General features: G+C 44.6%; 17 protein-coding genes and 1 riboswitch. Of the genes, 13 read left to right on the top strand and 4 right to left on the bottom strand.

Annotated elements, in window-relative coordinates; genetic code table 11:
* Positions 1 to 82 precede the first annotated feature (82 nt).
* Positions 83 to 289: riboswitch (cobalamin riboswitch) on the top strand.
* A gap of 154 nt (positions 290 to 443) precedes the next feature.
* Positions 444 to 2747, top strand: a complete 2304-nt coding sequence (metE, locus tag MKZ16_RS23215; RefSeq protein WP_076104363.1) for a 5-methyltetrahydropteroyltriglutamate--homocysteine S-methyltransferase — start codon at positions 444 to 446, stop codon at positions 2745 to 2747.
* 146 nt (positions 2748 to 2893) lie between these two features.
* Here the strand turns inward: metE and MKZ16_RS23210 are convergent, their stop codons facing one another.
* Positions 2894 to 3046, bottom strand: a complete 153-nt coding sequence (locus MKZ16_RS23210; RefSeq protein WP_076098619.1) for a DUF1540 domain-containing protein — start codon at positions 3044 to 3046, stop codon at positions 2894 to 2896.
* Positions 3047 to 3474: 428 nt separating this feature from the next.
* Here MKZ16_RS23210 and MKZ16_RS23205 point away from each other — a divergent pair, with 428 nt between their 5' ends.
* Positions 3475 to 4590 (top strand): DUF4349 domain-containing protein, encoded by a 1116-nt coding sequence (locus tag MKZ16_RS23205; protein WP_076104364.1) that lies wholly within the window; start codon positions 3475 to 3477, stop codon positions 4588 to 4590.
* A gap of 91 nt (positions 4591 to 4681) precedes the next feature.
* On the opposite strand, the gene msrA is transcribed toward MKZ16_RS23205, so the two are convergent.
* Complete coding sequence (gene msrA, locus MKZ16_RS23200; protein ID WP_038572566.1) at positions 4682 to 5668, bottom strand: peptide-methionine (S)-S-oxide reductase MsrA; 987 nt, start codon at positions 5666 to 5668, stop codon at positions 4682 to 4684.
* A 98-nt stretch (positions 5669 to 5766) separates the two neighbouring features.
* Complete coding sequence (locus tag MKZ16_RS23195; RefSeq protein ID WP_076104365.1) at positions 5767 to 6387, bottom strand: VTT domain-containing protein; 621 nt, start codon at positions 6385 to 6387, stop codon at positions 5767 to 5769.
* Between the two features lie 163 nt (positions 6388 to 6550).
* On the opposite strand from MKZ16_RS23195, the gene MKZ16_RS23190 reads away from it, so the two are divergent.
* The 9 genes from MKZ16_RS23190 (at position 6551) to MKZ16_RS23150 (ending at position 14918) form a co-directional block, all read left to right on the top strand.
* Positions 6551 to 7486 carry a Gfo/Idh/MocA family oxidoreductase gene (locus MKZ16_RS23190; protein ID WP_036682963.1) on the top strand — a complete coding sequence of 312 codons (936 nt, stop codon included), beginning with the start codon at positions 6551 to 6553 and terminating at the stop codon, positions 7484 to 7486.
* A 23-nt stretch (positions 7487 to 7509) separates the two neighbouring features.
* Entirely contained in the window at positions 7510 to 7833 is a 324-nt protein-coding gene (locus MKZ16_RS23185; protein ID WP_036682960.1) for a hypothetical protein, read from the top strand.
* 124 nt (positions 7834 to 7957) lie between these two features.
* Complete coding sequence (locus MKZ16_RS23180) at positions 7958 to 8275, top strand: helix-turn-helix domain-containing protein (RefSeq protein WP_036682958.1); 318 nt, start codon at positions 7958 to 7960, stop codon at positions 8273 to 8275.
* Between the two features lie 211 nt (positions 8276 to 8486).
* Complete coding sequence (locus MKZ16_RS23175) at positions 8487 to 9212, top strand: hypothetical protein (RefSeq protein WP_038572559.1); 726 nt, start codon at positions 8487 to 8489, stop codon at positions 9210 to 9212.
* Between the two features lie 297 nt (positions 9213 to 9509).
* Entirely contained in the window at positions 9510 to 10205 is a 696-nt protein-coding gene (gene ric, locus MKZ16_RS23170) for an iron-sulfur cluster repair di-iron protein (RefSeq protein ID WP_038574702.1), read from the top strand.
* A gap of 150 nt (positions 10206 to 10355) precedes the next feature.
* A complete protein-coding gene (locus tag MKZ16_RS23165) occupies positions 10356 to 11066 on the top strand; it encodes a hypothetical protein (protein WP_036682955.1) in 711 nt (236 codons plus the stop codon).
* Positions 11067 to 11297: 231 nt separating this feature from the next.
* Positions 11298 to 13721, top strand: coding sequence for a nitrite reductase large subunit NirB (gene nirB, locus MKZ16_RS23160; protein ID WP_076104366.1), 2424 nt, complete (start codon positions 11298 to 11300; stop codon positions 13719 to 13721).
* A 32-nt stretch (positions 13722 to 13753) separates the two neighbouring features.
* Positions 13754 to 14074 carry a nitrite reductase small subunit NirD gene (gene nirD / locus MKZ16_RS23155; protein ID WP_076104367.1) on the top strand — a complete coding sequence of 107 codons (321 nt, stop codon included), beginning with the start codon at positions 13754 to 13756 and terminating at the stop codon, positions 14072 to 14074.
* Positions 14075 to 14126: 52 nt separating this feature from the next.
* A complete protein-coding gene (locus MKZ16_RS23150) occupies positions 14127 to 14918 on the top strand; it encodes a formate/nitrite transporter family protein (protein ID WP_036682946.1) in 792 nt (263 codons plus the stop codon).
* A 178-nt stretch (positions 14919 to 15096) separates the two neighbouring features.
* Here MKZ16_RS23150 and MKZ16_RS23145 read toward each other — a convergent pair whose 3' ends face one another.
* Complete coding sequence (locus MKZ16_RS23145) at positions 15097 to 15822, bottom strand: Crp/Fnr family transcriptional regulator (protein WP_036682945.1); 726 nt, start codon at positions 15820 to 15822, stop codon at positions 15097 to 15099.
* 422 nt (positions 15823 to 16244) lie between these two features.
* On the opposite strand from MKZ16_RS23145, the gene MKZ16_RS23140 reads away from it, so the two are divergent.
* Positions 16245 to 18551, top strand: a complete 2307-nt coding sequence (locus tag MKZ16_RS23140) for a glycosyl hydrolase family 65 protein (RefSeq protein WP_076104368.1) — start codon at positions 16245 to 16247, stop codon at positions 18549 to 18551.
* Positions 18548 to 20836 carry a glycosyl hydrolase family 65 protein gene (locus MKZ16_RS23135; RefSeq protein WP_076104369.1) on the top strand — a complete coding sequence of 763 codons (2289 nt, stop codon included), beginning with the start codon at positions 18548 to 18550 and terminating at the stop codon, positions 20834 to 20836. The genes MKZ16_RS23140 and MKZ16_RS23135 overlap by 4 nt, the downstream gene beginning before the upstream one ends.
* Positions 20837 to 20852 lie beyond the last annotated feature (16 nt).

Here is a 20852-nt window from a genome sequence, read left to right as displayed (position 1 = left end):
GATATAACAGAAGCCCCAGTAATCTATTGCAGATTGCTGGGGCTTTCACGTATGATGACATCAGATTAAGACACTCAAATGATGAATGATATCGGAGACAGGTGCTGACCGGAAAATAGTAATTCGGTAGGCTTAATAGGGAAATTCGGTTCGAAGCCGATGCGGTCCCGCCACTGTAACGGAAGAATCTCGAGCAACAGAGGTCACTGGCAATTTACTACTGCTGGGAAGACTGCTCAAGATGTTGACGCCGCTAGCCAGGAGACCTGCCTGTTTCAACAGCACTGCTTCACCTACGGAAGATAGGGAGGTGTTAGACGTTAACCATGGGTATATCATGGGCGTCTTTCCCTTTGACTTTTTTAGGGAAGGGCGCTCTTTTTTATAGGAAAGCAAGTAGTTTTGGAGTTTGAAATAAGAGATTGAAGAGGGAGTGTATCGAAATGACGAATAAGGTAAAAGTAAGCAATCTTGGATATCCGAGAATCGGAAAGAACCGCGAATGGAAAAAGGCACTGGAGGCATTCTGGCAGGGGAAAATAAATGAGGAGCAATTCCGCTCCGAAATGGCAGCAATCCAGCTGCAGCATTTGAAGACCCAGCAAGAAGCAGGAATTGAGCTTATTCCGGTAAATGATTTTACATTTTATGATCATGTGTTGGATGCGGCTGTTATGTTTGGAATCGTACCTCCACGGTATGCGTATGATGGCGGCGACATCGGGCTTGATCTTTATTTTGCAATGGCCCGTGGTAATGCTGAGGCTACTGCCTGCGAGATGACCAAATGGTTCAATACGAACTATCACTATATCGTTCCAGAGATCGGCACACAAACACCACGCCTGACTGAAAACAAACCTCTAGCGGCTTATCGTTTTGCTAAATCGCAGGCAGGGATTGAAGGTAAACCGGTACTTTTAGGTCTGTATACCTTCCTTAAGCTGTCCAAAGGTTACGCAGCGGCAGATATCGCCAAGATTGCTGCACGTTTTGTTCCAGTCTATGTTCAACTGCTACAGGAACTGAAGCAAGAAGGGGTAAGCTGGGTACAAATCGATGAGCCAGCGATTGTTACAGGCATAAGTAAAGAAGAATTAACACTGCTTAACTCGATATACACAGACATTGCCGGCTCCGTGCCGGGCTTGAATATTATTTTACAGACGTATTTTGAAGCTGCTGAGCCGCTGGAGGCACTGCTAGAGCTGCCTGTTCAAGGCTTGGGTCTTGACTTTGTGCACGATGGTGGAACGAATCTGGCTTCCATCGAACGTCTTGGCTGGCCGAAGGACAAATGGCTGGGTGCCGGAATTATTGATGGACGGAACATTTGGCGTTCCGATTTAGACGCTAAGCTGCAACTGGTAGAAAAGCTCAGCGTTCATGTACCGCTTGATCGTCTTATTCTTCAGCCTTCTTGCAGCCTGCTGCATGTCCCAGTCACCGTTCAAGGTGAAGTGAAGCTGAAGGCGACAGTTAAGAATGCGTTAGCCTTTGCCGATGAGAAGCTTAAAGAGCTTAGTCTGCTCGGAGCAGCCGTCGCAGATAAAGGAGAAGCTTCTCAAGCAGCGCTGGCCGCTAGTCGTGAAGCTATTGCAGCGTTCCGCGCACTACCTGAGCGTGGCCGTAAGGATGTGGCGGAGCAAGTGCTTGCACTTGCAGCTCTACCAGACCAACGCAGTCTGCCTTTTGCTGAGCGCTTAAAGGTGCAGCAAGAGAAATGGCAGCTTCCACTTCTGCCAACCACTACAATTGGTAGCTTTCCGCAGACAGTCGAAGTGCGCCAGGCGAGATTGAAATGGCGTAAAGGGGTCTGGAATCAGGAGCGTTATGATGGATTTGTTCGTGAGCAGATCGCGGATGCAATTACCTTCCAAGAAAAGCTAGGTCTGGATGTTCTGGTCCACGGCGAGTTCGAGCGTACAGATATGGTGGAGTTTTTCGGAGAAAAGCTGGATGGATACTTGTTTACTAGTAATGGCTGGGTTCAATCCTACGGTTCCCGTTGCGTTAAGCCGCCGGTGATCTACGCGGATATTGCATTTATACAGCCTATGACTGTTAAAGAAAGCGTCTATGCACAATCGTTGACGAAGCTTCCGGTTAAAGGAATGTTGACGGGCCCTGTTACTATCCTCAATTGGTCATTTGTACGTGATGATCTCAGCCGGGAAGAGGTAGCCAATCAAATTGCTCTTGCCCTTCGCCATGAGGTAAAAGCGTTGGAAGATGCAGGCATCGAAATGATTCAAGTGGATGAGCCGGCTATTCGTGAAGGACTTCCGCTAAAGGCAGAAGACCGTGAGCATTACCTGAACTGGGCAGTGAAGTCGTTCCGTGTTGCCACGAACCATGTGAAGGCTACGACACAAATTCATACGCATATGTGCTATAGCGAATTTAATGACATGATCGATTCAATATCGGCTATGGATGCTGATGTAATCTCCATTGAGACTTCACGTAGCCATGGTGAGCTGATTATCAGCTTTGAGGAGCAGGCCTATGATAAAGGAATCGGTCTTGGAGTGTACGACATCCATAGCCCGCGGGTTCCAGCTGTCGAAGAAATGACTGCGAATATCGATCGTGCGCTGCGGGTGCTTGACCCTGAACAGTTCTGGATTAATCCGGATTGCGGTCTGAAAACGCGGGGCTGGCAGGAGACAGAGGATGCACTACGTAACATGGTAAGAGCTGCTGCTATTGCGAGGGAAAAGACAGGGGTTATTGCTTCTAAATAGACTTAAATAAATTAGAGCCAGGGTAATTTACCCTGGCTTTTTAGTTCAATTATTTTTTTGTAATCAGCTACTTGATAATAATTCTCAATCTTGTTAGAATGAAAAAGAAAAAGAAGGAACCGTGGAGGGTCCCTTTAGGCATTTACTTATTTACTTTCGAAAGTTTTGCAATCTGTTTCTTCTGCGCGTTTTGGTTCTTGGGAGCTGTGGAAAGCTACGAAGATCGATTCAGCGCTGCATTTGTTCTCTTCTGCCCAGTGGGTGCAGGAGTTAACTTCACAAACTACGTCTTTTGCCATGAGGGTTCACCTCCCCTTTTAGTAATTGACAGTATCATTCAAAGAACGGCTCTGTTCAGCAAGGTGGAGCTTGTCTCAGCAAAGCCGTGTCACGCCCTCATTCATTATGAATAGAGGGTATTTGGATTTTTTTACTAGGTTAGACGTGGTAATTGTACCAAATAATGAGTTTGTAAGCAAATGAGTTCTTTAACTTTCGGGACCCCTCCCATATAAAAAATATGTCCAATAAGAGTCGAAGAAATGCGGCTTTTTGTGTATTTCAACAAGAAAAACCAAAAGAAATTTACCGAAATTCCATATTCCAGTGCAACCTTCCAAGTTTTGGGGCGTCAAAGAAATGAGAGACGGAAGAGATCTGTATAGAACATGACATTCCGTAACGTTACAATGCTAGGGATTACCACTACATTTTTGGAGGAATGAGAATGCGCAAATGGGGTCTGCATTACTTATGTTTATTAATTCTTGCGGTGGTATTGGCAGGTTGTGGCTCGGGTGATAACAATTCGGCAGCTGACAAATTAGCTAGTGACGGCGGAAATACGAGTAATTCTGCTGCAGCAACAACTGAGCAATCTTCAAAAGCTACATTAGCGGATAAGAACACCTCAGCAGAGGCTGAGACAGCAGCGGGAGGCAACGAAGCCCCAGTTGAAAAAGGTTTGACATCAGAGAACACGGATCAAGCAAACGCGGGATTCACGGGCAGTGATGTCGTGGAAGGATTGAACAAGAAGCTTATCTATCATGCCAATCTGACTATGGAAGTAGAAGACTACGGTAAAGCTCAGACTGAAATTCGAAACATGGTAACGATGGCTAAAGGATATATTATAGAGTTTAACGAGAACATGTCGCAATATGAGCAAGGGGGGACGTTTATCCTTAAGGTGCCAGCCTCCGGATTCTCTCCTTTTCTGAATAATTTGGAAAAAGTAAAACACGAATCGCTACAGCGCAGCATTCAAGGTCAGGATGTCTCGGAGGAGTATATTGATCTAGAGTCGCGTCTGAAGGCAAAGCAGTTAATGGAAGCTCAATATACTGAGTTTATGAAAAAAGCAACGAAATCAAGTGATCTGGTCGCCTTTGCAAACGAGCTTGGTTCGATTCAAGAAACGATTGAGCAGATCAAAGGCAGAATGCGATATATAGATCAGAACGTATCCTTTTCAACGGTAGAGCTTAGAGTGTACCAGACGGATGAGAGTTTAGCTGTGAAGGAAAAGGCAGAGCAAGGTCCATTGCTGGAACGCGCATCAGATGCTTTAAAAGGAAGCCTGAACGCACTATCTGTTATGTTTCAGTGGCTTTTTGTAATTCTTGCAGGCGCATTGCCGATTCTAATCGGTGCGGGCATTATTTTAGCCATCGTTTGGTTTGCCCGCAAAAATATCCGCGTACGACGGGAGCAGCAGACCCAGCGGATACGGCAGGAAAATCGGGAGCTGAACAAGGAGGTACTCCCTGCACCAGCAGAGCCAAAGGTGACAACCTCAATAAAGGATAAGAAAGCGAACGAGGACGAGAATAAAGAATAAGCTCCTATGAATTAAAAAGCCTCCAATTCAGGGTATACCGTGAATTGGAGGCTTTTCTATAAGACAGTACAGTTTCGCACGTTATCGAAGATTAGGCAGGCTGGAAGAGTACACGATACTCGCCATAGCCCTCTTTCTCCAGATCCTCTTTCGGTATAAATCGCAGTGCCGCTGAATTAATGCAGTAGCGCAGGCCGTTTTCCCCTGGACCATCGTCGAAGACATGACCTAGATGGGAATCTGCTACTTTGCTGCGCACTTCTGTGCGAACCATCAAATGGCTGAGGTCCGTCTTTTCCTTCACGGCGTAATCGCGGATTGGACGTGTAAAGCTGGGCCAGCCACAACCGGAATCGTATTTATCCTGCGAACTGAATAATGCTTCACCAGATACGATATCTACATAAATGCCTTCTCCGTGGTGATCCCAAAAATCATTTCGGAAAGGTGACTCTGTAGCGCTATTCTGAGTGACTTCATATTGAAGTGGCGTCAGACGTTCTTTCAAGCTTAGTTTATCTTCTTTATGTGTCCAGTGGGTTTCGATAAAATCCTCTCGGCCGGAACCCTTACGGTAACGTTTGTAGTGGCCCGGGTTCTTACGATGGTAGCCCTGATGATATTCTTCGGCAGGATAGAAGGTTGCTGCCGGGAGGATCGGGGTAACAATCGGGCTAGCGAATCGTCCGCTTTCTTGCAAAGCTGCCTTGGAAGCCTCTGCTTGTTGCTTTTGCTCTTCAGAATGGGTGAAGATAGCCGTTCCGTAAGAGGTGCCGCGATCATGGAATTGTCCACCCGCATCGGTTGGGTCAATTTGCTGCCAGAATAACTCAAGCAGCTTGCTATAAGGGAAAATTTCTGGGTTGAACGTAATTTGTACCGCTTCAACATGTCCTGTGGTTTCGGAGCATACCTCTTCATAGGTAGGATTCACTGTATGCCCGCCAGTATAGCCGGAGACGACACTAATAATGCCTGGCAATTCCTCGAACGGCGAGACCATGCACCAGAAGCATCCACCTGCAAAGGTTGCTTTTTCCGCCTTGGAATTTATATGGTTAGTCTGATGTTCACTCATTAATATCCCTCCATTCATGTAATGCAATTAAATAGATCACAATCTAATTATAAAGCAAATAACCACAGCCTGCCAGCTTCCGCCAAATAAGCTCTCTGTTACCTAGTGTTTCTTACTTCCTGTGAACTGTAACGAAAGCTTAGTCCGGCTATAATAAGCACAATGGCATAAACAACGATGGCTATAATCGCATTTCCAGGGTTCTGGAACAGTTGATCCCCAAGGAAGGCATACAAGGCGATGCCTGGGATTTTTCCAATAGCTGAGGCAGCTAGATAACTCCAGAAGGGCAGCCCGGCTGCTCCGGCATAGATGTTAACTGCTGTCTGCGGGATAATCGGCAAGAGACGTGCTAAGACAATAGAAGCAAAGGGCCGCCGTTCTATGCCTTTTGTGAATTTTTCAAGTAGGGGAATAGAAGTCAGATAAGCTCTCGCTTGATCTTGAAATAAGAACTTCACTACGCCGAAAAGGAATGCGGCAGCAAGGGTTGTAGCTACCCAGCAAATTAAAGCACCAGCCAAACTTCCGTATGCATAACCAAAAAATCCGATGACCGCTTTGTACGGTACAACTGGAAAGAGAGCCAGTAAAGTTGCGATCCCTATAGAGCCGAAAAGATTATGATCCTCTTTCATCCAGCTAAGGATGTCATATCTGTAGATAAACGCAAGGATTGTGCCCGAAACATAAAGAATAATCGAGAACCATTTTCTCATAGCTAATATACCCTTTCTTCCACTCATTCATCTCATCATACGGGATAAAAAGTAAATATTGAAGTGAAGATCATTGTCGGCGAACGCCAAGCAGGTATAATAGCATTTATAGAGAACAAAGAGAGAGATAAATTCTTGAATTATAAAGAGGGGAGTTAGATCAGTGATCGTTTCTGTACGCAAAAGAGTCGCCATCATCGGGATTGGCAATATCGCCCGCAAAGTATATTTGCCACTGCTCTCTCAGCATGGACAAGTTGAGGTAGTGGGGGTTCTCAGTCACTCGTCCACAACAGTAGAGCAAGCTGTTAATGCCTATCGCTTTCCTAAAGGTACGACAAATTTGGACGAGCTGTTGTCTTGGGATCTGGATGCAGTATTTGTGCATAGCCCAACGACGACCCATTATGATATAGTAACAAAATGTCTCGAACAGGGGATTTCGGTGTATGTAGATAAGCCGCTGTCCTATGATCTGGAAGAATCCAGAAGGATGGCAGAGCTGGCAGAAAATAAAGGGCTGCTGCTAGGAGTGGGCTTTAATCGGCGTTTTGCCCCAATGTATGTCACCGCCAAGAGTTGGCTCGAGGAAGCTGGAGGCATTAGCCATTGTCACGCGATTAAACATCGCACGAAGCTGCAGTTAGGCAGCAGCCGTGAGACTGTACATGACGACTTGATTCATATGCTTGATCTGCTGTTATGGTTATGTGGAGATCAGTATGAGCTGCTTCGCAGTAATCTTCAATCCAATGGAGAGGGGCGACTTGTCCAGGCATCTGGAATGCTGGGTTGGGAGCAAGGCTCAGTGGGGATGTATAGTATGGTTCGTGAGGCTGGTGTTGATTTGGAGAAGCTGGAGCTGCACGGTAATGGCCGTTCGGTGGAAGTGGCAGATCTGGACCAAGCCATCCTATATGAAAAAAATGCTTTGCCACGGACCCAGAGCTTTGGAAGCTGGGATACGGTGCTGGATAGAAGAGGTTTCGGTGGAGTGGTAGATCATTTCCTGAACAATATAAATACACCAGAGTTATGCAGTATTGCTGCTTCAGCAGTTCTGCCTAGTCATAGATTGGCAGCTCAGCTTGCTGAATGAGGTCTCTAAGAAAGGAGTAAAATATGGAAGACAACCGTAAATTAGTGGAGGAACAAATCATCGAAAGCTATAAGCGGGAGGAAGAGATGATGATCCTTGTATTCGCCCAGTGGTGCGTGAATCAAGGACTCGACCCGCACAGTTTATATTTGCAGGCTTATCCACAGCAAGAAGGGAATGAAGCCTTGCGAAAAGCACTTGCCCTAACGGTTTCTGCGGAGGAAGCAGGGGATATTTCCGATGACACAGTTCTCGGCGTACTCTCCTTATTCGGAAATGATGACTTGGCGCAAATCGTGACAGAAGCGATTGCTCAAAGGGAATCTAAAGCACATACAGGGGATTGACAACGAGGATATAATGATAATGTCAGATGAACTTTTTTTAGTAAACGATGTTCATCAGGGATGAAATGTGTTAATATTATATATACTAACTAATAGTAAGTTTCGCTAGTGAGAGGTGAGAACAATGGAAGAACATCAAATTTCGATGTGTCCCAGATTTGAGACAGCCTTCTCTTTCTTAGGCAAACGTTGGAATGGACTTATTATTCAGACATTGATGAGTGGACCGAAGCGGTTTAAAGATATTTCCGGCCTCATTCCTTCAATGAGCGATAAGATGCTGTCCGAGCGGATGAAGGATTTGGAAGGTGAGGGTATTCTGGTTAGACATGTATACCCGGAAACACCTGTACGTATTGAATATGAACTAACAGACAAAGGCCGTGCGCTGGAGCCTGTTATGCAGCAGATTCAGTCTTGGGCTGAGAGCTGGGTAGAGTAGAAATCAAAGTCGTGTTGTGGCCCTTTTTCCTGAAGAACGGAGGAGGGCTTTTCAATTTTTAAATAAAAACCTTGCACAGATCGAAAAAATCTGTAATATAATAGAAAAAACGTTGTATGTTCCTTGAATGGAAACGCTTGCAATATTGGTTTTTGCTCAAATCTACTCAGCTGGAGTACAGGCATAGCAAAACTATTAGGAGGCGAGGGAGATGAAGACCACCCTGTTTTCCCGGGAAATAACGTATGGAAAAAAGGATGTTGCTGAGCTGGAGAACGCTTCGATCAAAGTACAGCTCATCTATGACAAGACGTTGTTCATGCTGCATAGCCATCTTCCAGATTCCTTATGGGATGCGTGGATTGGTGTGCCTTACAGCATTATCTCTTCACTCTACAAAGGCAACAATGATAGCGGAACTATTTTTCAAAAATGGATTCAAAGTCCTTCTGGCTGGAAATGTATCGGTTGTGAACGGCATTGCCTGGAGTCGACGGAACCTCTTCAAGAAGTGAATATGGCAGGTAATCAACGACAATATAAGTTTCATAATGGCATTCGCCAGAGCATGGTGCTACAAGCCTTAATTTGGTCCATGTACGAGAATACCGTATTATTCAAACCCTTTTTAGGGGATGAGCCCTTTTTTGATGAAGATGATTTGCATACGATATCCTCTTATTTCGTGCCAACCTACCTTAATGATCTACGTCTTCTGGAGCAGTCTAAGCCTTGTAAAGAGTACAAAGATCAGAATATACAGATCTATCAGGAATGGATAGCCGCCCCTGACCTTGTTCTCAAATGGAATGGTGGCCTGACAGAGGGAAGATGGATGACTGGTGTTTATATGGATCACTCCCGCTTTGCTGGCTTAGGACCTTATTTGAAGGACGCAAAGGGGAAGCGAACGTATATGCAGGCTTATGTTCAATAAAAGATACAGATTTGGTGTGACCGAATAGATAAATGTAAGACAAATAACATTACTGATGCCCGTGTGGTAAACAAAAGACAGGTCGATTGTGGGGATTTATCTCCATGATTGACCTTTTTCGTTCAACAAAGAGATACAATTTTCGTGAGTACAATCACAAGTCAAAACTCCTTTCAGGGTTAAGGTGAACAGGTAGAAAAGATTTTTTCAGAACCTGATCACATATCCCGAGGAGGAACTATTATGGAAACTAAACAACCTAATGATAGAATTTCAGATTTACAGCATAAGCAATCGGTGCAACCTGGATTTACTCCAGATGCCCTTGTAAAAGATATTGTGCTGCAATTCCCAAAAGCTGCGGATTATTTCAAGTCTAAACGGATTGATTTCTGCTGTGGAGGCGCCAAACCTCTTGCTGAAGCAGCTGTAGAGCGTGGACTAGATCAAGAGATGATCATTAGTGATCTCAACAAGCTGTTCGAGGAATATCCGGTACCACAAGAAGAACTCGCATGGAACACAGCACCTTCTGCAGAGTTAATCGACCATATTGTGAGTAAACATCACCATTACCTGCGGGAAGAACTGCCCCTGATTAGCCAAAATGTAACTAAGGTATACCGGGTTCATGGCGGAGATTCACCTCATTTAGAAGAGTTATATAGTTTGTTTAATGCACTCAAGGAAGATCTGCTACAGCATACAGCTAAAGAAGAGGAAGATGAGTTTCCGAAATTATTAGCGTATGATGCCAATCCAAGTGAAGAAGGGCTGACCACACTTCGCGAGGCATTATTTGAACTTGAGAGTGAACATGACACAGCAGGCGATATATTGAGACAAATACGCAAAATAACAGATGATTTCACCCCACCGGCTCATGCTTGTACAACCTATCGTTTGACTTATGCCCGGCTAGAGGAGCTGGAGAGCATGACTTTTGAACATGTTCATCTGGAGAATAATATATTGTTCCCTAGATTCCAGTAGAAAAAATGAGTTTTCAAAGAGTCCCTTAGGGGACTTTTTTTATATTTGAGAACAAAGCTTATTTACGTTATTCTTAAATAGACAGTATGCATAACTTACTACAAGCCTGAGACGCTGTGTGGTCATTAGGCGGGACAAGGCGGTGTCACTATGCCCACGAAATATATGTGGAGGTTGTTACTAGGATTAGTCATCGTATTCATAATAGGTGGATGTTCGACTCTTGCTGACGTTAATAATGAAGGGAATAATGGCTTAGCAGGATCAGACGGGCCTACGCTTTCGCTTATCGTTGCGGGAAATGACTTGCTGACCAACCCTTTGGACAAGCAGCTTAGCGAGAGCTACAGAAAAGGGATAACGATCTTTGACCTACTGAAAGGTAGTGGGAAGGCCACCTTTTCTGAGGATAACACAAGCATTCTAACGGTAAATAATATTTCACTCAGTCCAGGAATGAATTGGGAGCTGCAAATGGATGGGGAGACCATTGGATCTGAGGATTGGGGTCGAACCGTCGGGCATGAATCAAAATTAGTAATTACGGCGATGTCTAAGGAACAAGAGGAACCCCTTCAAATTGTGTTGTTGACCGTGAATGGCGGAAGTGAGCAAGTGAATTTGAATCATTCATATGTTATGGGATTTACTGAAGATTTAACAGTGAGAGGTTTGTTGAAGAACAGCAGTGTGGTGCAGTTGACCGAAGACAACAAAAAGGTGTTATCCATTGGTGATTATACTCCTCTTAGCAATGAAGTTTGGAAGATGAAGGTGAATGGGAAGCAGCTGCTTGAGAATGGAATGGACATGAAGCTTAGAGTGCAGGATGAATTGGAGATTTTATTGGCTATACGTTAAAAAAAGTACATAAATGCCAGATCTACGGTTATTCAGAACCTGTGATCTGGCTTTTTTTATTAGAATTTAGAACCTAACAAAGTTGTCTTATTTTTTATGTGAAAACATTCACATTTAATGTGACTGTAATCACAATCTCTCTTAAATTTTGAAATGTATAATTTCATTATGTAGAAGATAAGTTGAAGCAAAGTTCAACAAGAACGGATAAGACTGAGGAGGCACCTAACTATGGCAGCGAAGAGAGAAAAATTAGTATTAGTCGGCAACGGTATGGCAGGCATAGGTACGCTAGAGCAAATATTGAAGCTAGGTGGAGCTTATGACATTACGGTCTTTGGAAGCGAACCTCACCCCAATTATAATCGGATCATGTTGTCCTATGTTCTCGAAGGCAGCAAAACCATCAATGATATCATCCTAAACGACTGGAACTGGTATGAAGATAACAACATTACCTTGCATACAGGAACAACAGTTACGCGAATTGACGAGCATTCCAAGCAAGTAATTGCGGATAACGGTATGGCTGTTTCTTACGATAAAGTGATTATTGCAACGGGTTCGAATTCATTTATTTTACCTGTACCTGGTTGTGATAAGGAAGGCGTGGTGGGTTTCCGGGATATTGCAGATTGTGATGCGATGCTAGCTGCGGCTAAACAATACAACAAAGCGGCGGTAATCGGCGGGGGCTTACTTGGATTGGAAGCGGCAAAGGGTCTTGTGAACCTTGGCATGGACGTTACTGTAGTGCATCTGATGGAAGATCTAATGGAGCGCCAGCTTGATCGTAATGCCTCCTCTATGTTGCAAGCTGAGCTAGAGCGTCAAGGCGTGAAATTTGCTATGGGCAAACAAACAGTAGAATTGACAGGGGAACAGAGAGTAAGTGGTTTACAATTTAGTGATGGCACTACACTTGCAGCTGATTTTGTAGTTATGGCTGTAGGCATCAAACCGAATATAACTGTGGCAAAAGAAAGCGGAATTGCTGTTAATCGTGGGATTGTAGTGGACGATTATTTGCAGACCTCTATGCAGAATGTATATTCCATTGGCGAATGTGCCGAACATCGCGGAGTTTGTTACGGATTAGTAGCGCCGCTCTTCGAGCAGGGTATGGTTCTAGCTAAACATCTCTGCGGAAGCGATACAAATCCATATGAAGGTTCTGTTGTCTCCACCAAATTAAAAATTTCCGGTGTGGATGTATTTTCTGCAGGTGAGTTTATGGATTCCCCTTATCACATTGTAATCTCAAGCAAAGATGAATGGAAGCGAACCTATAAGAAAATTCTGCTCAAAGACAATGTCATTGTTGGTGCAGTCCTGTTCGGGGATGTGACGGAATCGGCTAACCTGCAAAAGTTAGTAAAACAAGGTGCTGTAATGACTGATGAGATTTATACAGAGGTCATGGGTACGGGCTGCTGCGGAAGCGGAGCCAAAAAGAGCACATCTGTAGAAGCTATGGCGGACGAAGAAATCGTTTGTGGCTGTAATGGGGTTACGAAAAAAGCGATTGTGGATGCGGTCATAGAAAATGGTTTTACTACTGTGGACGAGATCAAAGCATGTACAGGAGCGACGCGTTCTTGCGGAGGTTGTAAACCGGTTGTAGAACAAATTTTACAATTTGTCCTGGGTGATAGTTTTGAGCAGTCTGCCAAGCAAGGTATCTGTAGCTGTACAACGCTTAGCCGGGATGAGATTGTTGCTGAGATTACAGCTAAAGGTCTTAGTACTACTAAAGAGGTTATGCATGTACTGGGTTGGAAACAAGAAGAAGGCTGCTCTAAATGCCGTCCGGCGATTAACTATTATCTGGGGATGCTAAATCCGGATACACATCAAGATGAGAAGGAATCACGTTTTGTTAATGAACGTATGGGAGCCAATATTCAGAAAGACGGAACCTATACCGTTATTCCACGCATGTACGGCGGGGTAACGACACCAGAGGATTTGAAGAAAATCGCTGATGTCTCCCTTAAATATGATGTAAAAGTTGTGAAGGTGACTGGTGGGCAACGCCTGGATCTAATCGGGGTGAAAAAAGAGGATCTGCCGAAGGTATGGGAAGAGCTCGATATGCCATCAGGTTATGGTTATGCCAAATCGCTACGTACGGTTAAGACTTGTGTGGGCTCACAGTTCTGCCGTTTTGGCACACAGGATTCGCTGGGAATGGGCGCGCTCATAGAACGTAAGTATGAACGTCTTGATTTTCCTGCCAAGTTTAAAATAGCTGTCAACGGCTGCCCACGTAACTGTGCGGAATCCTGCACGAAGGATATTGGCATCGTCGGTAATGACGGCGGTTGGGAAGTATTTATCGGTGGTAACGGTGGGATCAAACCACGGATTGCTGATTCCTTCTGCAAAATTAAGACCGATGAAGAGTTGATCGAAGTGTGCTCCGCTGTGATGCAATATTATCGTGAGACCGGTAATTATTTGGAGAGAACCTCCGAGTGGGTTGAGCGTATGGGACTTGAGCAGATTCAAATGGTCATTTTGAATAATGAAGATAACCGCAAAGAGCTGGCCGCACGGATTGACTTTGCTCTGACTCAGGTGACGGATCCTTGGAAAAAAATGCTCAATGACAGCAGCACTCGTACTGCGCTTTTTGAAGAAACAAGAGTCTAGCGGATATAACGCACACAGAAGGGGAGAGACCAATGAATAAGACCACACAAACGTATGCAATAGGCTCAGTACAGGATTTCCTGCTGCAGATTGGCCGTGTAGTGATAGCTGGAGATGTTGAACTGGCTGTATTTCGTGCCTCTGACGGAGCCATCTATGCAGTAGAGAATCGTAGTCCTCATCCTAAGGGTGGCCCGCTTGCGGAAGGGATCGTGTCAGGTCACTATCTGTACGATCCGCTGTACGATTGGAAAATCGATCTGCGCACGGGCGAGGTGCAGGCACCTGACCAAGGTAGTGTTGTGACTTATCCAGTCACTCTGGACGGAGAGAAAGTTACAGTAAGCGTGTAGACACCGAAGCTGGTAGTAATAGATTTAATAGAAAACGGTGGGGTGGAGTGTTATGTTTACGCAAAGTGTGGAGAGCATCGTAGAAACGGCAGTCAGTAAGCGGGACAAAATGAATGAAAGCTTACCAAGATATTTTCTAGCAGCCCTGTTGGCAGGTGCTTATGTAGGCATTGGGATTATCCTTATTTTCTCTCTAGGAGCACCGCTAGCAGCTGCTAAATCACCTTTCCAACCGCTTATTATGGGCACATCCTTCGGCATCGCCTTGACGCTTGTAGTATTTGCAGGCTCAGAACTGTTTACTGGGAATAATATGTTTTTTACTGTAAGTACACTGGCAGGCAGAACCAGTATCTGGGATACCGTTAAGAACTGGATCCTTGTATTCATCGGGAATGTGGTGGGTGCAGTGATTTTAGCGCTTTTAATTCGTGGGACTGGGTTATTCAGTGCTGCGCCGCCAGAGCATTTGATCTTTACAGCCGCTGCTAAAAAAATGAGTCTCCCGTTCTCTGAGCTGTTTTTTCGTGGAATCCTATGTAACTGGCTGGTCTGTTTAGCGCTATGGATGTCCTCACGTGCTAAAAGTGAATCTGCTAAGCTAATTTTAATCTGGTGGTGTCTGTTCGCCTTTATCGCAAGCGGATATGAGCATAGTGTGGCTAATATGACTCTGCTTAGTGTTGCTGTGTTGCTTCCGAATCATCCGGAAACCATTACGATAGCTGGATGGCTGCATAATATGATCCCTGTAACTTTGGGGAATATCATTGGTGGGGGCGTATTTGTCGGCATGGCCTATTGGCTGATCTCACCAGTGCGTGGTACTCGCAATAACCGTTAAATCCATTTTAAATTAACTATATTAGAGCTGAACCGATCTTGGGTTCAGCTCTTTTTTTGTTGAATATAAAAAAAAGACACCTGCATTAGGCGCCTTGGACCACTCTATTTTATATTATGCAGAATAATTGGGTCATGTATGTTTCATTGAGGTGAATAGAGGGTATATTATAACGGAATTAGATCCGGCAGATTTCGTTCGGACACAGTTCGCAGTGGCAAATTTCTTGCAGCATGCCAAGGTCCTTGATGACAATCATACCGTTCTCATACTCAACAGCATCTTTTTTACGCAGGTCGCTCAGCATCCGGTTAACACTTTCACGAGTGGCACCGATCATGTTGGACAAATCTGTATGCGTAATTTTTTTGTTGATAAGGATATTCTCACCATCGCTGCTCTTCTCACCATAGGTATTGCCAAGACGAATGAGCGTGGAGCATAGTGCACCAGGTTTGCCGTACATCATTAGATCACGGAATTTAGTTTGGGTGAGACGGTGATGAATACCCATCCATTTCATAAAGTCGATAGCAAAGTCACAATGTTGGCAGATGAGAATTTCTAGATCCTTTTGTTCGATGACGCCAACTTCACTTTCTTCAATCACTTCGGCTGTAAAGCTATGCTTAGTGCTGAAGAATGGATCTGCTTGACCTACCATATCGCCAGCTTGATACATATAAAGAATGAGTTCTTTACCTTCATCAGTAGATTTAGTTAATTTCACACGTCCACGTTTGATATAAAACAATTTATCCGAGTAGTCGCCTTCCCAGAATAGATGTGAACCCTCTGGAACTATGCGCTCTTTCATTGTAACTAGAAGTCTGTTGAAATTCTGTTCGGAGAAACAGTTTGTATTTCCGTGGGCTTCGATAACATTGTAATGTTCTTTTAGCATAATCGACATCCCCTTTATTCCCTCAGTTTTTCAGTAAATTTTAAATTAATTATACCTTGAAAATCCCTCGAATTGGTTATAAAAAATCGTTTAAAAGTGTCGAATTTTCAACATTGTGATAAATTTCACTTCTAAAGTGTTCGATGTAATATTCTTTTTAACTAAAAAAGAGTAAGTGATCTCACGTTTATGATATATGAACAGCGGCTATCCATTATTCTCAAATACTGGGTTAATCGCTGTTTTTTTGCGTCCCCGTTAGATTGTAACATATAACACAGTTGAAATTCATGTTAAAGAAATTAGTTTTATCTCAACTCCGTATAAATGCACACATCTTCATTACGGTCGGACATTGGCTCTATTGCTATGCAGCGATATCCTGAAATTGGAGCAAAAATCAGGAGAAGGAGAAATCATATATGGCTAAAGTAGCAGACAAATATCTTAAGGTTGATCCGTGGGCAATTATTGAAGAGGGCTTTGATCCAGAAAGAAATCGGACTTCGGAATCTATTTTTTCATTGGGTAATGAATACATGGGTGTACGCGGATATGCAGAGGAAGGGTATTCAGGTGACACCCTGCAAGGAAGTTATTTTAATGGATTAAATGAACAATTGGATATTGGCAATCACTATAAAGGGATTATTCGCTCGCTGAGATATATGGTGAATGCGGTGGACTGGCTGTATACACGTCTATCTATAGATGGTGAACAGCTTGATTTAGCAAAAAGCAACGTAACAGATTATGTGCGCAAGCTGGATCTTCGTAAGGGTACGTATCGGAGAGAGCTAATCTGGCATCTAAACGATGGCAAGTCGCTAAAAGTAGTCTTTACACGTCTGGTCAGCATGACTATGTCTCATTTGGGGTTGCAGCGGGTGGAGTTTGAACCCCTTAATTTCTCAGGGAGCGTGGACATTTGTGCAGGTCTTGATTTCGGTATTATTCATGAAGAACGCGGCGAATGTATGTGGAACAGTCTCCGCAGCGGAGTAAGTGGAGCGTCCTCTGCTATTATGGCCAGTACAGTGAACACTGGGAATAAGCTGTTCTCAAGCTTTACCTTACAATCCTCGCAGCCGTTGCAGCTCACTGCTACTGAGAGTGATAAGTTTATTGGACAAAATTTCACTCTGGACCTTACGGAAGGAGAAGTTTCCTATTTTACCAAACTGGTTATGAACTATTCGGATAGTGATTCTGCCCATACAGCTGAAGAGCTGTGGAACAAAGGTCTGTCTCTTGCTGAAACAGCAAGCCAATTGACAGATACCCAAATAATCGCTGATCAGACAGCTTATTGGAAGGGCATCTGGGAGACAAGTGATATCCGAATTGAGGGCGATCCTGAGAATCAGCAGGGTATTCGTTTCTGTATCTTCCAGCTTTATCAGACCTATCATGGCGATCATCCCGGATTTAATATTGGTGCCAAAGGGCTGACGGGTGAAGTATATCGTGGGTTGGCTTTTTGGGATACAGAATCCTATTGCTTACCGTTCTATATGTTCAATAATCCAAAGGCTGCCCGGAGCTTATTGGAATTCAGATATAAAACATTGCCACAGGCTATGCAGCGCGCTAAAGAGGTGGATTGTGAGGGAGCCTGCTATCCAATTGCTACTATAGATGGAACAGAAAGCTGTGATCTCTGGCAGCACTCTAATCTTCAGCTTCATGTAGGGACTGCTGTTTCTTATGGCATTTGGCATTATGTCAAAAATACCGGTGATAAAAGCTTCCTGCACAGTAAAGGGGCTGAGATGCTGATTCAGATCAGCAGATTCTATGCTACACGTGGCCAATGGGGGCAACGCAGCGGGGAATATGGTTATTTTGGCGTTATGGGCCCTGATGAGTTCCAATTGATGGTCAATAACAACTGCTACATTAATCTGATGGCTCAACAATCTTTTGAATACACCCTAGAGACTCTTCGGGAGATGAAAGAACAGGCTCCTGCTGCTTTTGCAGCTGTGGTAGAGAAAACAGAACTTCATGACGAGGAACTCACCGATTGGGAAAACAAGGCGCAGCATATGCGGATTCCGGTTGACGAAGTGACAGGAGTTTATGAAGAGCATGATGGGTTCTTCGATATGCCACATATTGATATTCATTCGATTCCTGTTACAGAATTCCCGTTATATTCGAACTGGTCATATGATCGTTTGTATCGCTATGACATGATTAAGCAGCCGGATGTACTTATGTTTATGTTCTTGTACAGCGGACAATTCTCTAAAGAAGCGAAGCTGGCGAACTATGAATATTACGAGCCTAGATGTATTCATGAGTCTTCGCTGTCACCTTCGATCCACTCCATTTTGGCGAGTGAAATCGGCAAACCCGAGGAAGCATATTCGTTTTTTGAATTTGCTACTCGACTGGATTTAGACAACTATAACCGTAATACCCGTGAAGGGCTGCATACTACCTCAATTGCAGCTGCTTGGATGAATATTGTTTACGGCTTTGGTGGAATGCGTTCGGATGGAGCACGTCTGTCCTTTCAGCCAACCCTGCCAGAACGCTGGGATGAATATAGCTTCCAAGTATTGTATGAAGGAGTGCTTCTGAGAATTGCGGTCGACAAAAATTCAGTAACAATCACTGCGGTTAATGGTGGAAGTACCGAAATTATAGTGTACGGACAGTCGATTACAGTGGATGCTTCCGGGAAGACGCTTCCGCTAGGCGAAGGGATGCTGGCAGGATGAACTGGATCGTAAAGGAGAGTTGTTTTGATAAACAGCTTGTGACGACGAACGGTAACAAATATATGTTAGGCAACGGCTACATGGGGTATCGCGGCACACTGGAGGAATTCAGTAAAACTGAGCTAGTAGCTGTCACCCTCGCAGGACTATATGACAAAGAGGGGGACAAATGGAGAGAACCAGTTAATGCCCCTAATGGATTGTTGACCAAAGTTTTCTGTAATGATCAGCTCTTAAGTGTGCTTGACTGTGAACCGGTCGTTCATACTCAGGAGCTGAATATCCGAAATGCCATTCATCATCGGAGCACTGAATATGCTGTATCTGACGGTGGGGCGTTGACGTTTACCGCAGATCGTTTCGTAAGCCAGGATAATCTTCACTTGCTCGTTAGTAAATACTCTATTCGCAGTACTCAAGACTGCCGAGTAGCGATTGAGACGGGAATTGACGTAGATGTGTGGGATATCAATGGGCCTCATCTTTACGGACAAAAGGTACAGCTCAAGGACGAGGTGCTGATCTCTTCTTCTGTTAGCGGAGAATTGAAGATTCCGGTTGTTGTGGCGGAGAGGGCGTATTTCAGTTTTGGTGAGGAGCTACTGGAAGATGGGGCTGCTGTTCGCCGGATTTCTTTTGATGCCCGTGCGGGTGAGACGTATGAATGGTTTAAGTATGTAGCAGTCTATACTGGACTTGATGCGGATCAGCCGGAGACGGAAGCTGTTAAATCTGTCCATGCTGCTGAGGCGTTGGGTTATGAGGCGTTATTTAAGGCTCATCGTCTGTTATGGGACGAGAGATGGTCACACAGCGATGTAATCATCGAAGGTGATGAAGCTGCCCAATTTGCCTTGAGATATAGTATCTATCAGCTGTTAATCATTGCCCCTACAGTTTCGGAGAAGGTGTCTATTCCAGCCCGGGGATTATCGGGTCAGGTATATAAGGGAGCTGTATTCTGGGATACGGAAATGTTTATGTTGCCGTTTTTCCTGCACAGTGATCCTAAGGTAGCGCGGAACTTGATGATGTACCGGATTCATACATTGGATGGTGCTCGCCGTAAGGCAGCGGAATATGGATTTTTGGGCGCATTTTATGCTTGGGAAAGTCAGGATACGGGAGACGATGCCTGTACTTTGTTTAATGTGAATGATGTATTTACAGGCCGGCCGATGCGGACCTATTTCCGCGATAAGCAGGTTCATATCAGTGGTGACGTTGTGCATGGGATCTGGAAGTATGTTCAATTCACAGGCGATGAAAGTCTGCTTACTAGTGGAGGAGCAGAGGTGATCTGGGAATGCGCTCGCTTTTTCTACTCTTACGCTTACTATAATTCGGTTAAACAGCGGTTTGAGATTCTGGATGTAACAGGTCCGGATGAATATCATGAGCGTGTGAACAATAATGCGTTTACGAATGCACTGGTTAAAGAAACGCTGGAGATTGCCTTGCGTACGGCAGCTTTGCTGGAAGCGAAGTATCCTGAGGAGTACAGTCAATTATCCGCTCCGTTTAGCTCAGGGCCATTCCTGAAGGAGTTCAAAACGATGCTGGATAGCTTTTATGTTCCACAGCCTGATCCTGCCAGTCTTGTTATTGAACAATTCGACCGGTACCTCACCTTGGAGGATGTAGAGCTAACAGAGCTGAAATCACGTGTGCTTAATAAAAATGAGTATTTTGGCGGCGGCAATGGCTTAGCTACCACCACAACCATACTTAAACAAGCAGACGTTGTGTTGATGCTGAATCTGTTTAAACACTCCTTTAGCAAGGAAGTGAAACAAGCAAACTGGGAATTTTACGAACCGCGTACGGAACATGGATCAAGCTTAAGCCCTTGTATCTACGCTTTGGTAGCTGCTGATATTGGTTCACCGGATTGGGGCTATCCGTATTTTATGCGTACGGCTACCGTCGATCTCACCGGCGAATCTAAGCAATATGTAGGGGATCTCTACATCGGAGGGACTCATCCAGCTGCGAATGGTGGTGCTTGGATGGCTGCGGTTCTTGGCTTTGCTGGGCTGGACTACGACGGAGGGGTTGTGCACATCAATCCATCTCTGCCGAAACATTGGCAGTCTGTTCAGCTTCCGGTTACGCTGCGCGGCGATACCATCCAACTGCGGATCAGTAAGGATGAAGTCACTGTGATCACAGCTGCTGATTACAGTGGAGACTTAGTATTCTCGGTGCAAGGCGGAGAAGGCAAGTCGTGCTCTGCTGGTGAGAACCTTCGACTGGCTTTGTCGAAACGGGAGTATAAATATTAATACACAACGGAGAGGA

The sequence above is a fragment of the Paenibacillus sp. FSL R5-0928 genome, from assembly GCF_037970385.1.
Classification (GTDB): Bacteria; Bacillota; Bacilli; order Paenibacillales; family Paenibacillaceae; genus Paenibacillus_AQ; species Paenibacillus_AQ odorifer.
The sequence above is the reverse complement of the archived record's forward strand: the minus strand, read 5'-3'. Positions and strand labels throughout refer to the sequence as shown.

Bases quoted from the DNA above. Each gene is read 5' to 3' on its own strand.
- MKZ16_RS23195 (WP_076104365.1), bottom strand. From the start codon at position 6,387: ATGAGAAAATGGTTCTCGATTATTCTTTATGTTTCGGGCACAATCCTT.
- MKZ16_RS23180 (WP_036682958.1), top strand. From the start codon at position 7,958: ATGGAAGAACATCAAATTTCGATGTGTCCCAGATTTGAGACAGCCTTC.
- MKZ16_RS23185 (WP_036682960.1), top strand. From the start codon at position 7,510: ATGGAAGACAACCGTAAATTAGTGGAGGAACAAATCATCGAAAGCTAT.
- MKZ16_RS23145 (WP_036682945.1), bottom strand. From the start codon at position 15,822: ATGCTAAAAGAACATTACAATGTTATCGAAGCCCACGGAAATACAAAC.
- nirB (WP_076104366.1), top strand. From the start codon at position 11,298: ATGGCAGCGAAGAGAGAAAAATTAGTATTAGTCGGCAACGGTATGGCA.
- MKZ16_RS23140 (WP_076104368.1), top strand. From the start codon at position 16,245: ATGGCTAAAGTAGCAGACAAATATCTTAAGGTTGATCCGTGGGCAATT.
- metE (WP_076104363.1), top strand. From the start codon at position 444: ATGACGAATAAGGTAAAAGTAAGCAATCTTGGATATCCGAGAATCGGA.
- nirD (WP_076104367.1), top strand. From the start codon at position 13,754: ATGAATAAGACCACACAAACGTATGCAATAGGCTCAGTACAGGATTTC.
- MKZ16_RS23205 (WP_076104364.1), top strand. From the start codon at position 3,475: ATGCGCAAATGGGGTCTGCATTACTTATGTTTATTAATTCTTGCGGTG.
- MKZ16_RS23150 (WP_036682946.1), top strand. From the start codon at position 14,127: ATGTTTACGCAAAGTGTGGAGAGCATCGTAGAAACGGCAGTCAGTAAG.
- MKZ16_RS23135 (WP_076104369.1), top strand. From the start codon at position 18,548: ATGAACTGGATCGTAAAGGAGAGTTGTTTTGATAAACAGCTTGTGACG.
- MKZ16_RS23165 (WP_036682955.1), top strand. From the start codon at position 10,356: ATGCCCACGAAATATATGTGGAGGTTGTTACTAGGATTAGTCATCGTA.
- MKZ16_RS23210 (WP_076098619.1), bottom strand. From the start codon at position 3,046: ATGGCAAAAGACGTAGTTTGTGAAGTTAACTCCTGCACCCACTGGGCA.
- msrA (WP_038572566.1), bottom strand. From the start codon at position 5,668: ATGAGTGAACATCAGACTAACCATATAAATTCCAAGGCGGAAAAAGCA.
- MKZ16_RS23175 (WP_038572559.1), top strand. From the start codon at position 8,487: ATGAAGACCACCCTGTTTTCCCGGGAAATAACGTATGGAAAAAAGGAT.